The organism is Pseudarthrobacter sp. 1G09 (assembly GCF_050038305.1).
In the GTDB taxonomy this organism is placed as follows: Bacteria; Actinomycetota; Actinomycetes; order Actinomycetales; family Micrococcaceae; genus Arthrobacter; species Arthrobacter equi.
In genome coordinates this window covers 1,079,847-1,093,510 of sequence record NZ_CP188306.1, presented here as the reverse complement: position 1 = coordinate 1,093,510, position 13,664 = coordinate 1,079,847, and the positions used below count along the sequence as shown (strand labels likewise).

The following is a 13,664-nucleotide window of genomic DNA, read 5'->3' as shown; positions in this document are numbered from 1 at the left end:
GCATCATTCGGCGGGCCGGACGCTTTCGGCTTGCGGGCCTTTTTCGCCCTCCCCGACTTCAAGTTCCACCCGCTGGCCCTCATCAAGCGCGCGGTAGCCTTCACCCTGGATGGCCGACCAGTGCACGAAGATATCGTCCCCGGAGCCGTCCACGGTGATGAAGCCGTAGCCCTTTTCGGCGTTGAACCATTTGACGGTTCCCAGTGCCATGATGACCCACTCTTTCCGTTGAGACCGGAGGACCCCTGCTGCGATGCCGCGGCGTTGACGTGCGTTGCAGGGACCGGGCAGAGGCCTGGATTTCACTCTAGCCACAGGCTGCCCTGTCCTGCAGGCGGGCCGGCAGCGGCGGCGGTAAACGTTATTCAGGCGTGACCGCCGGCACTTTGTCCGGGATTAGCGGTAGCCCGGACCCAGGACGACCACCAACGGCACCTGGAACTCGGTGCTTGCCACTACGGTGGGCACGCCCAGCAGGTTGGCCAGCTCGCGCGCATTGGCTGCCTGGTCCGCTCCGGAGTAGTACACCGTGGAGCCCTGCTGCGGGGCGCCGGCCCAGTTGCCCACCTGACCCAGCGTCCAGCCTGCCGCTTTCACCGTTCCGCCCACCCGGCTGGCGAGTCCGGATGTTCCGGCGGCGTTGTAAACGGCTACCGGCTGGGTCTTGTCCAGTTCCGGCCCGGCAGACTCTGTGGCGCTGGGCCCGGGTTCCGGCTCAGTGGTGCTTTCGGCGCTGGGATCCGTGGAGGGCTGGGCCGTTGCCGACGGTTCGGACGCCTTGTCCGCAGCAGCGGAAGGCGTGGCGCCTGAGTCAGCCAGCGGCGCCTCGGACACGACAGCCGAGGCCTGGCTTTCGGTACCGCCAAGGCCCATCTTGGGAAGGATCAGGAAGGACACCAGGCCGATGGCCAAGGCAGCAATGCCAACGGCAAGGATGGGCCACAGCCGCACGCGGGACGGTGCGGTGGCCGTCCGGTGGACACCTTGTCGCGACGCCGTCTCCGGGACCTTGTCGAATTCATCGCGGGCGTATTTGGTCATGGTGGGATGGATCCTTGCTGGTGGCTGCTGAAAAGGCGGGGCGTCCTAGGCGTCGGATCCCAGGCGCCGCGCGGTGCGTGCACGGTGGCGCGACGTACGTAGTCTACGCAATCGCTTAACCAGCATGGGATCGTGGGCCAGCGCATCTTCCCTGTCGATCAGGGCATTCAACACCTGGTAGTAGTGCGTTGCGGAGAGGTCGAAGAGTTCCCTGACGGCCTGTTCCTTGGCCCCGGCGTACTTCCACCACTGCCGCTCCAGGGCAAGGATCTGCTGTTCCCGCTCGGTCAGCGGAGAATCCTTGAGGGTGAAGTCCGCCAACAGTGAGTTGGCCTCGCCGTCTCCCCCGCCGCCCTCCGGCAGGTAACCGGTCAGATGTTCCCGGGCCGGTTCAGCCACGGCGCACTCCTTCACTGGTTACGGAAAATGTCTCACCCCCATGCTACGGACGAATAACAGCCTTGTCATTTGGCATCCCGCTCCGGCCACCGGCCCCGTTCCGCACTTCCGGCGCCCTGCAAGAATGGGACGGTGGCTGAATCAGATGCGTTGTTCGAACTGGAACCTGAGCCCCTTCCCGGAGGCGGCTTCGCTGACCTTGCGCGGCAGCCACTGGAGCAGCTTGTTGCCCCGGACTGGGCGGCCGCCCTTGCCGGCGTGGAAGCCGAACTCCGGCAGGTGCTCGCGTTCCTGGGCACGGAGGAAGCCGCCGGGCACCACGTCCTCCCGGCGCCGTCGAACGTCCTGCGCGCCTTCCGCCAACCCTTGGCGGACGTCAAAGTACTGATCGTCGGGCAGGACCCCTACCCCACGCCGGGACACGCCGTCGGCCTCTCCTTCGCCGTGGACGGGCAGGTGCGGCCCGTCCCCCGCAGCCTTGCCAACATCTACCGGGAACTGGAGTTCGATCTTGGCCTGCCGCCGCGGATCCATGGAGACCTCTCCGCCTGGGCGGGCCAGGGCGTGCTGCTCCTGAACCGGGTTATGAGTGTCCGCGCCGGGGCGGCCGGATCGCACCGGGGCAAGGGCTGGGAGAAGATTACGACGGCGGCCGTCAAGGCCCTCGCTGCCCGTACGTCCGCAGACGGGTCACCCCTGCCGCTGGTTGCGGTGCTGTGGGGCAAGGACGCCGAATCTGTGCGCCCGCTGCTGGGAGGCCGGCCGGCCGTGTCCAGCGCGCATCCCAGCCCGCTGTCGGCATCGAGGGGTTTCTTCGGTTCCCGGCCCTTCAGCCGGGTGAACCGGCTGCTGCAGGAGCAGGGGGCCGAGGCCGTAACCTGGGAACTCCCGCCTTTGCCCTAGCTTAGGCTTGCCTTATGAGCACTGTTCCCGCCGCTGCCGGCGCCCCGAAAAAGAGCCGCCCCCAGGTCACCCTCTCGGTGCTCAGGAGGGAGTCGCTGTCCCCCCATATGGTGCGGATTGTGGCCGGTGGTGACGGCTTCGCGGATTTCGTGAACAACGGCTTTGCTGACCGGTACATCAAGATCATCTTTCCGCAGCCCGGAGTGGAGTACCCCGCCTCCTTTGACCTGGCCACCATCCGCGAGACCATGCCGCGCGAGCAGTGGCCCACCACCCGCACCTACACCATCCGCCGGGTCGATCCTGGGGCGCGCGAGCTTTCCATCGACTTCGTGGTCCACGGGGATGAGGGGCTGGCCGGGCCGTGGGCGGCTGCTGCGGAACCCGGCGACACCCTGACGTTCACCGGCCCCGGGGGCGCGTACAACCCCAACCCGGACGCCGACTGGTACCTGTTCGCCGGTGATGAGGCCGCATTGCCGGCCATCGCAGCGAGCCTGGAAGCCCTGCCTGAGGACGCCACGGGGCTGGCGTTTCTTGAAGTGGATACCGAAGCCGACATCCAGCCCCTTTCCGCCCCGGCCGGAGTACGGGTCCAGTGGCTGGCCCGCAACGGGGAACCGGCCGGTGCCAGCCGTTTGCTCGTGGACGCCGTGGCCGGCGCGGAATGGCCTGCCGGGACGGTGGACGTCTTTGCCCATGGAGAGCGCGGCTACATGAAGGCGCTGCGGGATGTCTTCTTCGCCCAGCGTGGACTTGAGCGCAGCCAGGTATCGCTGTCCGGCTACTGGGCCCAGGGCCGGGTCGAGGATGTCTTCCAGGCGGAAAAGAAGCTCCCCGTGGGAAAGATTTAGCGGCACATCCAGGAGCGAACCGAAATACAAAAGCGCGCCCCGGGCAGGAGCCCGTGGCGCGCTTTCTGGTCTGTCCGGAGCCTAACGGCGCCGGGCGCGCCGGCGTTCGTTGCTGGCCAGGCTGCGGGTGAACGGGCGGGCCAGGGTGTCGCCCAGGACGATGCCGCCCGCAGTGCCCAGGACGATGGCCCCGGCGCTGAGCATCCCGCCGGCACCGAGCAGGATTTCCGACTCCTCGATGGTGAGCACGTACATTGACCGGAAGATCGTCAGGCCCGGCAGCAGGATCAGCGCTGCGGGAACTGCCACCACCAGCTGCGGGGCTCCCATGCGCAGAGCCAGCACCCGGGCCAGCAGGCCGATCACCACGGCCGCCAGGGCGGGTGCGAACCGGTCACCGATGCCCAGCAGGCCGCCGCCCAGCAGCACCAGGTAGCCGATGACTCCCACGGCCGCGGTGGGCAGCAGCAGCTGCCAGCTGGTCTGCTCGGTAATGCCGATGGCCATGACGGCCACCGCCACGAAGATGATGAGTACCCACAGGTCGTAGGCGGGCGGGAACGTTTCGGTGACGTCGATCCGCTGCGCCCCGGTCAGCTCACCCACTACGAAGGCGACGGCGATGCCCGCCACGATGGCGCCGAACGTCAGGAGCGTTGAAAGGAACCTGCCGGCCGCCGTGACGGGGAAGCCGTTAATGGCATCCTGCACCGAGGACACCAGGCGGCCCGTGGGCAGCAGCAGGAGGATGCCGCCCACCACCACGATGGCCGGTGAGGTGGTGAGGCCGAACTGCCAGAGCAGCAGCGCCAGCTGGGTGACCACGAAGGAACAGCTCGCCGTGATGAAGAAGTCAGGGACGCGCCAGCGTCCCAGCTGGCGAGCCAGGAGGCTGATGCCGATGTTGGCTGCGAAGGCGATGGCGGACGATACCGGGCCGCCGCCAAGCACGCCGACGAACACGGCCGCGAAGACACCGAAGGCCGAGGTAACCATCCAGCGCGGAAACGGCTTGGGGCTGGTGATGATTTCGTTGAGCCGCCTGATGGCCTCGTCGCGGCCCACTCCCCCGGCCACGATGTCTGTGACCAGCTGGTGCACCCTGGCCAGGCCGGCGTAGTTGTTGGTCCAGGACCGGACCACGCGCAGCAGTGCGATGGGCGGCTGGTCCTTGGGGGCGTAGTTGATGCCGACGGACTGGTTGGTGATGTCCACCTCGACGTACTTCAGACCCAGCGCGGCCGTGACGGCGATAATGCTGGTCTCCACTTCGAGGGCGCCGGCGCCGTAGCGGAACATGGTTTCAGCGAGGTGGAGGACAAAGTCCAGGGTCTTGCGGGCGGACGCATCCACGCCGCTGACCTGGATGGTGGGATTGGCGTACGGGCTGCCGGTCAGCCTGTCTACGATGCTCATCGGCGCGGTGGGAGGGTTCTCGCCCTGGACGAGGCGGCGCAGCATCTTCTTCGCCGCAGCGTTCTGGCGGACCTGGGCGGCCGTCAGCGGTTCGGTTTTGGGCAGGGCTTCGGTGCGGGGCAGCGCCCGGGCCGGCCCCGTGGGCGGGCGGTCCTTGGCGCCGGTTGGTTGAGCTTTGGGATGATCGCGCCGGTCGGCCATGATCTCCTCCTCCCTGGTGCGCTGGTGTGGTGCGCTGGTGCGGATAGGTGGGTCAGGCGCGCTTAATCGGAAGCCTGCCCAGCAGGGTGCGGGCAGCGCCTGCGGCGGACCTGGCCAGCCTGTTGGCGTGGAAGGCGGCGGGACGGACGGGCATCACAAAGTCGCCCACAAGTTGGACCACTTCACCGCCGAAGCCCTTCTTGAATTCGTAGCCGCCGTGGCCTTCTTGGTCCTGTCCGGAGATGCCGAAGGTTCCGTAGAAGTTGTACCTCGGGTAGCCCTTCTCAAGGGCGTGCAGCATCATGCCCCAGTACAGCGAGGTGGCGCCGTTGAAGTAGATGTAGTCCTGCACGGTGCCGCCGATGACGCACACCACTTCGTCGCCGTAGCAGACGAAGTGGATGGCGGCCACGGTGGCCACACCCACCGAGTCCGGGAAGCGTTCGATGTCCTTGAGGCTGCGCTCGTAGCTGTCCACCAAATCCTGGACCACTTTGAGCCGGTTTGCCTTCTTCTTGCTGCCCGTCTCCTCGACCTCGCGCCGAAGTTCGGCGGCCGTGGCCGATTCGGCGTCGAGCCGCTCGGTGATGGACTTGCGGTAGGCCGGGATGTCGATCTTGGCCATCATGAGCTTGGTGAACTCCGGCGAGGTGGTGCGGAGCAGGTTCTCGTAGTACTCCCGTTCCCGGTAGACGAAGCCCTTCTCGTCCCCGGCCCGGCTCAGCGCGCCGTAAAAGTCGTCCAGGGTTTCCAGCGTGGCCTGCTCCAGGAACACACCGTTCTTTTCGGCCTTGCGGATTGCTTTTCGGGTGCGGTAGCTGGTGCCCATGATCAGCTCTTCCGGGTCCGCGATGCCCTGGAGGTTCTTGACGAACATCCAGTTGACGTTCACGAAGTTCATCTCCAGGCCTTGGTGCCGGAATCCCAGGCCGCCGAGCCGCGCCACCAGCGGCCGGTTGTCGGTGGTTTCCGGGTGCTCGGCCCCGTCCTCGTCGCGGGCAATGTACTTCAGGTTCGGTGAGATCCGCAGTTCGGCAGCCTTGCGCTCGGCCGCGCGCTTGCGGAGAAGTACGACGACGTCACGCACCAAGGCAGGGTCCGTGTAGTCCATCAGGGGTCCCTTGGCGCATTCGCACACGGTGTACCCGAGCCGGGTGGTGGTGAAGTTCAGTTTCCCCGCGGCCACCATTTCTCCGTTGCGGCGGATACCGAACAGTTCCACCTGCTGTCCGCGGGCGCGCTGGAAGCGGCTGAAATCGGCCGACTGCAGGAAGCTGTTTTGCGGATGCTTGACGGCGAAGGCCTCAAACTCGTCGTCGCTGAGGACCGTGTATTCGTGGGCGGTGGTGGTGGAAACCTGGTTCAAGGGATTACCTTCTCTGGAACTTGTCGCGGGCCTGCCTGGCAGGTGCTGGGGCGGGAGCGTCGTCTTCCGTGCCGTGGGGTTACCGGGCAGCGGACCGGCGGGGCGTGGTCAGTAGAACTGCTGGCCGGTGCGCGCCGTTTCAATGCGGCGGAACACCCGCTCACCGCCCTTGACCCACAACCGGTGCCGAAGGGGTGAAAGAACGTAATCGTGGCACCCCACAAAGTCCGTGACGGTCTTGGTGAAGCTGGTCTTGAACATCCCCATGCCGTACAGGTTATGGCTCTTGTCCTTGATCCGGGATGCGGGTGGCGTGCCGCAGAAGTCGTATTCGGTGCAGCCCAGTTCCTGCATCCTCCGGATGGCGGACCACTGGACCAGGTGGGAGTCGCCGTACTGTTTGCGGTTTTGGGTGGAGCCGCCGTCCTTGTACGTTGCCTTGGCGCCGTAGTTGATAACGAACGCGCCGACGCTGGGCTTTCCGTCTTCGTAGGTGAAGAAGAAGTTGCCCTGGCCACGGTTGCAGAATTCGTCCCAGAACTGCGCGTAGTACCCGTAACTGCGCAAGGGCATGGATCCCTTGGCCTTTACGGTGTCGGCCATGAGGTCGTAGAGGGCACGGTAGGTTTCCGGCCCTGGTTCCCGGCGCACTACCTCGCAGCCTTCCCGTTCGGCACGCCGGACGGCGTTGCGGGCGCGGGAGGAGATGGCCTTGAGGACTTCCTCGTCAGTGCCCGAGATGTCCAGCAGCGCCGTGGAGTCGTTGGACTGGATGTTGGGGGCCTTGGCCAGGCCGGCCGCAGCCAGTGTGGCGCGGGCGGCATCGGAATCCACGATGTCCGGCTCGATCTTGATGGTAAACACGTTGAGCTTCCGCTCCCGCACCAGGGCGGCGCAGGACTCCAGCGCCGCTTTGAGGTGGCCGGCGTCGGCGAGGTCCGGGCCCTTGATGAGGTACCAGAGCCGTCCCAGCAGCGGGACGGCCTTCTCGAGGACCAGGTTGTAGCTGGCGGTCCTGCCGCCATCCAGCACCAGGAAGCGGACCTTCCAGCCGCTGCCGTTCTTCACGGACGCGTAGGCCGCCGACTGCAGCATGTTGCCGCCGTTGGGGTTGGCCGTGACGTGCTTGTCCCAGTTTTCAATTTCCTCGGCTGTTGCAAAACGTGCGGTGAATTCTGGCAAGGGGGCCGTGTCCAATCGGGGTTGATGCTCGGTGCTGTTCTCGGTGCTGCTGTTGCCGTTCCTGCGCGGACATGCAGCCTCAAGTCTAAAGCCTGTGGCGGCACGGGCCGTGCCCCGGGGACCGGCCCGGGGCTTTGGAAGACGGCCGTCCGGCAGGCCCGGGACGCCTCCGCGAGCCTGCCTTGACTCGCGCACCGCCATTCGCAAGGGTGGTGGGATGGAGCCAGACACGGGACAGTCCACCTTGCCGCCGGAGCGAAAGTCCCGTCCGTACCGGCCGGCGGTCCAGGTGGCCGCACTGGCGGGTTTCCTGGTGGCGTCATTCCTGGTGGCGGGCCTTGGCGGACTCGCTTCCACCAGCAACGTCGACGGCTGGTACGCCACGGCCGAGAAGGCGCCCTGGACGCCGCCGAACTTTGTCTTCGGCCCCGTGTGGACCCTGTTGTACACGGCCATGGCCGTGGCCGCGTGGCTGGTGTGGCGCAAACGCACCGGGCGCACGCGTCCGGCCATGATTGCCTACGCCGTCCAACTGGTCCTGAACCTCGCCTGGACCCCGATGTTTTTCGGGCTCTACCCCACGCTGGGAACGCCGGCGCTGTGGCTGGCCCTGGTGATCATCCTGGCGCTGATCGTCGCCGTCGTCGTCACCATCCTGTACTTCGGCCCCATCAGCCGCACAGCGGGGTTGCTGCTGCTGCCCTACGTGGCGTGGCTGGTGTACGCCTCAACGCTGAACGTGTGGGCGGCCATCAACAATTAGCGTCCGCCGAACCGCAGCGGGCCCGGGCCATGACGGACCGGGTGCTGGTTGTCAGCATTCGACGACGTTGACGGCGAGGCCGCCCATGGCGGTTTCCTTGTATTTGGAGGACATGTCCTTGCCGGTTTCGCGCATGGTGATGATGACTTCGTCGAGGGAGACCCGGTGGGTGCCGTCGCCCCAGAGCGCCATTTTCGCCGCGTTGATGGCCTTCGCCGCGGCGATCGCGTTCCGCTCGATACAGGGAACCTGCACCAGCCCGCCGATCGGATCACACGTCAGGCCCAGGTTGTGTTCCATCGCGATTTCCGCGGCGTTCTCCACCTGCGCCGGGGTGCCGCCCATCACCTCAGCAAGGCCCGCCGCCGCCATCGACGACGCCGACCCCACCTCGCCCTGGCAGCCCACCTCGGCACCGGAAATGGACGCCTGTTCCTTGTAGAGCACCCCCACGGCACCGGCGGCGAGCAGGAACCTGGCCACCACGCCGTCGCGGTCCTCCTGCGTTGCCTGGTCCATGCCCGGGGCGAAATGCAGCGCGTAGTACAGGACCGCGGGAATGATCCCGGCCGCCCCGTTCGTGGGGGCGGTGACCACCCTCCCGCCGGAAGCGTTCTCCTCGTTCACCGCCAGGGCCACCAGGTTCACCCACTCCTGCCAGTACCGGGGATCATGGAAATCCTGGTCCGTAAAGTCCAGATCCTGGCTGTCCACGCCCGGGCGGGCGCATTCCTTCTTCAGCCGGTCGAACCAGTCCGGGGCGCGGCGGCGGACCTTCAACCCGCCCGGCAACACCCCGTCACGCTTGAGCGAGGTCGCCACGCACGCCTCCATCACAGACCAGATATGCAGCAGCCCCGCCCGGATCTCCTCCTCGGTCCGGGAGGACTTCTCGTTGACCAGCATCACGTCGCTGATCCCCAACCCGGTATCCGCGCAATGGTTCAGGAGCTCCGCGGCGGTCCGGAACGGCAGCGGCAGCTCCTTCTTGGACTCATCGAGTTCCTGCTGCGCGGCGTCCTCCTCACCCTCACGGACAATGAACCCGCCGCCCACGGAGAAGAACGTGGCCCGGTGGAGCTCCTCACCGGTATCGTCCGAAACGGTGAACGTCATCCCGTTCGTGTGCCGCGGCAACACCGTCAACGGCCGCAACACCATGTCCTGCACCCCATACGGCAGCTTCACGCCATCCCCGCCGCCGGCCCCGGCCAGGTGCAGCGTCCCGGTCTCGGCGATCGCGGCCAACCGCTCCTCCACCTCAACCGGCAGGATCCTTTCGGGGTGGAACCCCTCCAAACCCAGCAGGACCGCCGTCATCGTCCCGTGCCCATGCCCCGTCGCAGCCAACGACCCATACAGATCCACCCGCAACGAAGCCACCCGGGACAACACCCCGGCACCCAGCAACTCCTCCGCAAACACCGCAGCAGCCCGCATCGGCCCCACAGTATGAGAGCTCGACGGCCCAATACCGATCGAAAACAGATCAAAAACACCAACAGCCATGACGTCCTACTTGGTGCGCTTGTAGAACGGCAGCTCGACCACTTCGAACGGTTCGGCCTTGCCGCGCAGGTCGACGTCGAGGGCTGTTCCGGGGGCGGCGTGTTCGACGTCGACGTAGGCCATCGCGATGGGATAGCCGAGGGTGGGTGAGGGCTGGCCGGAGGTGACTTCGCCAACGGCGGCGCCGTCCTTAAGGACGGGGTAGTGCGCGCGGCCGGCGCGGCGGCCGCGGCCTTTGAGTCCCACGAGGCGGCGGCCGGAGGTGCTGCCGGCGCCGGCGTCCTTCAGGGAGGCCAGCGCGGCCTTGCCAACGAAGTCGCCTTCCTTGGAGAGCGCGACGACGGCGCCCAGGCCGGCCGCGAACGGGTCACCCTGCAGCGACAGTTCGTTGCCGTACAGCGGCATTCCCGCTTCGAGGCGGAGGGAGTCGCGGGAGGCGAGGCCGGCGGGGATGAGTTCCCCGTCGTCGGCAATAGCGATCAACGTCTGCCACAGAGCCGGGGCGTCATCGTTGGCCACGAAGATCTCGAACCCGTCCTCACCGGTATACCCGGTGCGCGCGAGCAGGAGTTCCTTGCCGGTCCCGCCCACCAGGAACGGAACCTCCACGGCGGCGTAGTACTTCAGCTCCGTCACCAGGGAGTGCTGTGCGGCCGGGACCAGGCGAAGCAAGAGGTCCTGGGTTTTGGGGCCCTGCACTGCGATCAGCGATGTCCAGGCCGAGGCGTCCTCCACCAGCACGTCGAACCCGGCGGCCCGTTCCTGCAGGGCTGCCGCCACCACTGCGGCGTTGCCCGCGTTCGGCACCACCAGGAAAACGTCCATCTCGCCTTGCGCCGAACCTTCTACGGACGGACGGCGGTACGTAATGAGGTCGTCGATGATGCCGCCGTCTTCATTGCAGATCAGCGAGTACTTGGCCTTGCCCACGGCCATGGCGGAGATCTTGCCCACCAGAGCGTAGTCCAGGAAGGCGCCGGCCTGCGGACCGGTGACCCAGATTTCGCCCATGTGGGAGAGGTCGAAGAGGCCCGCGGCCTTGCGGACAGCGTGGTGCTCGGCAAGTTCGGAGCTGTACTTGAGCGGCATCTGCCAGCCACCGAAGTCGGTGAAGGAGGCGCCGAGCTTCTTGTGCTCTTCGTACAGCGCGGTGTATTTCTCGGTCACGGTGCTGGTCCTTAGTTCTCGAACTCGGACAGCGGCGGGCAGGAGCAGATGAGGTTCCGGTCACCGGCTGCGCCGTCGATCCGGCCCACCGGCGGGAAGTACTTGTCCTGCTTGAGGTGGGTAGGGAACGCGGCCTGCTCCCGCGGGTAGGCGCGGTCCCAGTCGGAGGACACGACGGCGGCCGCGGTGTGGGGTGCGTGGCGCAGCGGTGAGTCGGCAACGGCAAAGTCTCCGTTGGCCACCTGGTCGATTTCCTTGCGGATAGCGATCATTGCCTCGATGAACCGGTCGATCTCGGCCAGGTCCTCGGACTCGGTGGGCTCCACCATCAAGGTTCCCGCCACCGGGAAGGACAAGGTAGGGGCGTGGAAGCCGAAGTCGATGAGGCGCTTGGCCACGTCCTCCGCGGTCACGCCGGTCTTGGCGGTCAGGTCGCGCAGGTCCAGGATGCATTCGTGCGCCACCAGGCCGCCTTCCCCGGTGTAGAGGACCGGGTAGAACTCGTTCAGCCGGGAAGCGACATAATTGGCGGCCAGCAGCGCGGACTTGGTGGCCTCGGTCAGGCCCGCACCGCCCATGAGCTTCACGTACGCCCAGGAGATCGGCAGCACGCCGGCGGAACCGAAACGGGAGGCCGAGATCGCGACTCCGTGTCCGGCCTCGTGCGCGGCCTTGTTGGCATCACCGGGCATGAACGGTGCCAGGTGGGCCTTGGCTGCCACGGGTCCGACGCCGGGACCGCCGCCGCCGTGCGGGATGCAGAAGGTCTTGTGCAGGTTCAGGTGGGAGACGTCGCCGCCGAACTTGCCCGGCTGCGCCAGGCCCACCAGGGCGTTGAGGTTCGCTCCGTCGATGTAGACCTGGCCGCCCGCGGCGTGGATGGCGTCGCACACTTCGCGGACGTCGCCGTCGTAGACGCCGTGGGTGGACGGGTAGGTGATCATGATGCAGGACAGGACGTCTTTGTGCGTTTCGATCTTCGCTGTCAGGTCGGCGTGGTCGATGGTGCCGTCCGGCGCGGTGGCCACGACGACCACCTTCATGCCGGCCAGGACGGCGGAGGCGGCGTTGGTGCCGTGCGCGGAAGCGGGGATCAGGCAGACGTTGCGCTGCTGGTCGCCGCGGGAGTGGTGGTAGCCCCGGATCGCCAGCAGCCCGGCGAGTTCGCCCTGGGAGCCGGCGTTGGGCTGGATGGACACCTGGTCGTAGCCGGTGATTTCCGCCAGGTCGGCTTCCAGGCCGCTGATCAGTTCACGCCAGCCTTCGGTCTGGGAATCCGGGGCGAAGGGGTGGATGGAGGCGAACTCGGGCCAGGAGATGGCTTCCATCTCGGCGGTGGCGTTCAGCTTCATGGTGCACGAGCCCAGCGGGATCATGGTGCGGTCCAGCGCCAGGTCCCGGTCGGACAGCTTCCGGATGTAGCGCAGCAGCTGGGTCTCGGACCGGTGCGTATTGAACACCGGGTGCTGCAGGTAGTCAGAAGAACGCTCGACGGCGGCCTCCAGCGCAAAGCCTTCACCCTTATCTGCTGTGGCGCCAAAGATGCCGGCAACCTCGGCGACGATGGCCGCCGTCGTGGTTTCATCCAAGGAGATGCCCACGGTGTCAGCGTCAACGCTGCGCAGGTTGATCCCGCGCTCCTCCGCGTCGGCAACAATCGGCGCGGCGCGGCCCGGGACGCGGACGGTGATGGTGTCGAAGAAGCTCTTGTGCAGCACCTCGACGCCGGCAGCGGCCAGCGAGGCGGCCAGGGTGCGGGCGTGGCCGTGGGTTGTTTCCGCGATCGCCTTCAGCCCGTCGGGACCGTGGTAGACGGCGTACATGGAGGAGACGATGGCCAGCAGGGCCTGCGCCGTGCAGATGTTGGACGTGGCCTTCTCGCGCCGGATGTGCTGCTCGCGGGTCTGCAGCGCCAGGCGGTAGGCGGGAACACCGGCGTCGTCCTTGGACACACCCACCAAGCGCCCTGGCAGTGAACGTTCCAGGCCTTTGCGGACGGCCATGTAGGCCGCGTGCGGGCCGCCGAAGAACAGCGGCACACCGAAACGCTGGGTGGAGCCGACGGCGATGTCCGCGCCCTGCTCCCCCGGAGGAGTGATCAGCGTCAGCGCCAGCAGGTCAGCGGCAACAGTGACCAGCGCACCGCGCTCCTTGGCCTCGGCGATGGCACCTGCCTGGTTGAAGACGCGGCCCGAGGCGCCGGGCTGCTGGAGCACGATGCCGTTGATGTCACCGTCAGGCAGGCCCTTGGAGAGGTCGGCAACCTCCACCTCGAAGCCGAGCGCTTCGGCACGGCCCTTGACGATGGCGATGGTCTGCGGCAGCACGTCGATGTCCAGCACCGTCTTGCCGTCTGCGGCAGGCTTGGCCTTGTTGGCGCGGCGCATCAGCAGGACTGCCTCGGCCACGGCCGTCGCTTCGTCCAGCAGGGACGCGTTGGCAATTGGCAGGCCCACCAGGTCCTGGACCATGGTCTGGAAGTTCAGCAGCGCCTCCAGCCGGCCCTGCGAGATCTCTGGCTGGTACGGCGTGTAGGCGGTGTACCAGGCCGGCGCCTCAAGGATGTTGCGCCGGATCACGGCGGGGGTGATGGTGTCGTAGTACCCCTGGCCGATCAGCTGCACCGCGGTTTTATTCTTTCCCGCCAACCGGCGCAGCTCGGTCAGGACCTCAACCTCGCTGAGGGCGTCCTGCAGCTTCAATTCCGTTTCCTGGCGGATGACCTGGGGAACGGCGGTATCGACCAGGGAGTCAACGCTGTCGTAGCCCACAGCCTTGAGCATGGTGTCGACGTGGTCCTGGCGCCGGGCGCCGATATGGCGGTCGACGAAAGTGGTGGAGGCTGAACTAACCGTCACGGGGG

12 protein-coding genes are annotated in these 13,664 nt (G+C 66.8%); 3 read left to right on the top strand and 9 right to left on the bottom strand.

The window, feature by feature from the left end; all coding sequences use genetic code 11:
* Positions 1–3 precede the first annotated feature (3 nt).
* The 3 genes from ACP3TD_RS05105 to ACP3TD_RS05095 all read right to left on the bottom strand — a co-directional run bounded on the left by ACP3TD_RS05105 (position 4) and on the right by ACP3TD_RS05095 (position 1,440).
* Entirely contained in the window at positions 4–210 is a 207-nt protein-coding gene (locus ACP3TD_RS05105) for a cold-shock protein (RefSeq protein ID WP_015936110.1), read from the bottom strand.
* A 186-nt stretch (positions 211–396) separates the two neighbouring features.
* Entirely contained in the window at positions 397–1,041 is a 645-nt protein-coding gene (locus ACP3TD_RS05100) for a LytR C-terminal domain-containing protein (protein WP_426765841.1), read from the bottom strand.
* A 45-nt stretch (positions 1,042–1,086) separates the two neighbouring features.
* The gene (locus ACP3TD_RS05095; protein WP_426765840.1) at positions 1,087–1,440 is read right to left on the bottom strand and encodes a DUF3263 domain-containing protein; all 354 of its coding nucleotides are present in this window, start codon (positions 1,438–1,440) and stop codon (positions 1,087–1,089) included.
* 132 nt (positions 1,441–1,572) lie between these two features.
* Here ACP3TD_RS05095 and ACP3TD_RS05090 point away from each other — a divergent pair, with 132 nt between their 5' ends.
* A complete protein-coding gene (locus ACP3TD_RS05090; protein WP_426765839.1) occupies positions 1,573–2,343 on the top strand; it encodes a uracil-DNA glycosylase in 771 nt (256 codons plus the stop codon).
* Positions 2,344–2,357: 14 nt separating this feature from the next.
* Positions 2,358–3,197: a siderophore-interacting protein gene (locus tag ACP3TD_RS05085; RefSeq protein ID WP_426765838.1), complete on the top strand. Its 840-nt coding sequence runs from the start codon at positions 2,358–2,360 to the stop codon at positions 3,195–3,197.
* Positions 3,198–3,278: 81 nt separating this feature from the next.
* Here the strand turns inward: ACP3TD_RS05085 and ACP3TD_RS05080 are convergent, their stop codons facing one another.
* The 3 genes from ACP3TD_RS05080 to ACP3TD_RS05070 all read right to left on the bottom strand — a co-directional run bounded on the left by ACP3TD_RS05080 (position 3,279) and on the right by ACP3TD_RS05070 (position 7,362).
* Positions 3,279–4,814, bottom strand: coding sequence for a threonine/serine ThrE exporter family protein (locus ACP3TD_RS05080; RefSeq protein WP_426765837.1), 1,536 nt, complete (start codon positions 4,812–4,814; stop codon positions 3,279–3,281).
* A gap of 52 nt (positions 4,815–4,866) precedes the next feature.
* Complete coding sequence (locus tag ACP3TD_RS05075; RefSeq protein ID WP_426765836.1) at positions 4,867–6,180, bottom strand: peptidoglycan bridge formation glycyltransferase FemA/FemB family protein; 1,314 nt, start codon at positions 6,178–6,180, stop codon at positions 4,867–4,869.
* Positions 6,181–6,288: 108 nt separating this feature from the next.
* Complete coding sequence (locus tag ACP3TD_RS05070; RefSeq protein ID WP_426765835.1) at positions 6,289–7,362, bottom strand: lipid II:glycine glycyltransferase FemX; 1,074 nt, start codon at positions 7,360–7,362, stop codon at positions 6,289–6,291.
* Positions 7,363–7,579: 217 nt separating this feature from the next.
* On the opposite strand from ACP3TD_RS05070, the gene ACP3TD_RS05065 reads away from it, so the two are divergent.
* Positions 7,580–8,125 (top strand): TspO/MBR family protein, encoded by a 546-nt coding sequence (locus tag ACP3TD_RS05065; RefSeq protein ID WP_426765834.1) that lies wholly within the window; start codon positions 7,580–7,582, stop codon positions 8,123–8,125.
* Positions 8,126–8,176: 51 nt separating this feature from the next.
* Here ACP3TD_RS05065 and ACP3TD_RS05060 read toward each other — a convergent pair whose 3' ends face one another.
* The 3 genes from ACP3TD_RS05060 to gcvP are packed head-to-tail and all read right to left on the bottom strand — an operon-like array spanning position 8,177 to position 13,659.
* Positions 8,177–9,634, bottom strand: a complete 1,458-nt coding sequence (locus ACP3TD_RS05060) for an L-serine ammonia-lyase (protein ID WP_426765833.1) — start codon at positions 9,632–9,634, stop codon at positions 8,177–8,179.
* A 6-nt stretch (positions 9,635–9,640) separates the two neighbouring features.
* A complete protein-coding gene (gene gcvT, locus ACP3TD_RS05055; RefSeq protein ID WP_426765832.1) occupies positions 9,641–10,801 on the bottom strand; it encodes a glycine cleavage system aminomethyltransferase GcvT in 1,161 nt (386 codons plus the stop codon).
* 11 nt (positions 10,802–10,812) lie between these two features.
* Positions 10,813–13,659: an aminomethyl-transferring glycine dehydrogenase gene (gene gcvP, locus ACP3TD_RS05050; RefSeq protein WP_426765831.1), complete on the bottom strand. Its 2,847-nt coding sequence runs from the start codon at positions 13,657–13,659 to the stop codon at positions 10,813–10,815.
* Positions 13,660–13,664 lie beyond the last annotated feature (5 nt).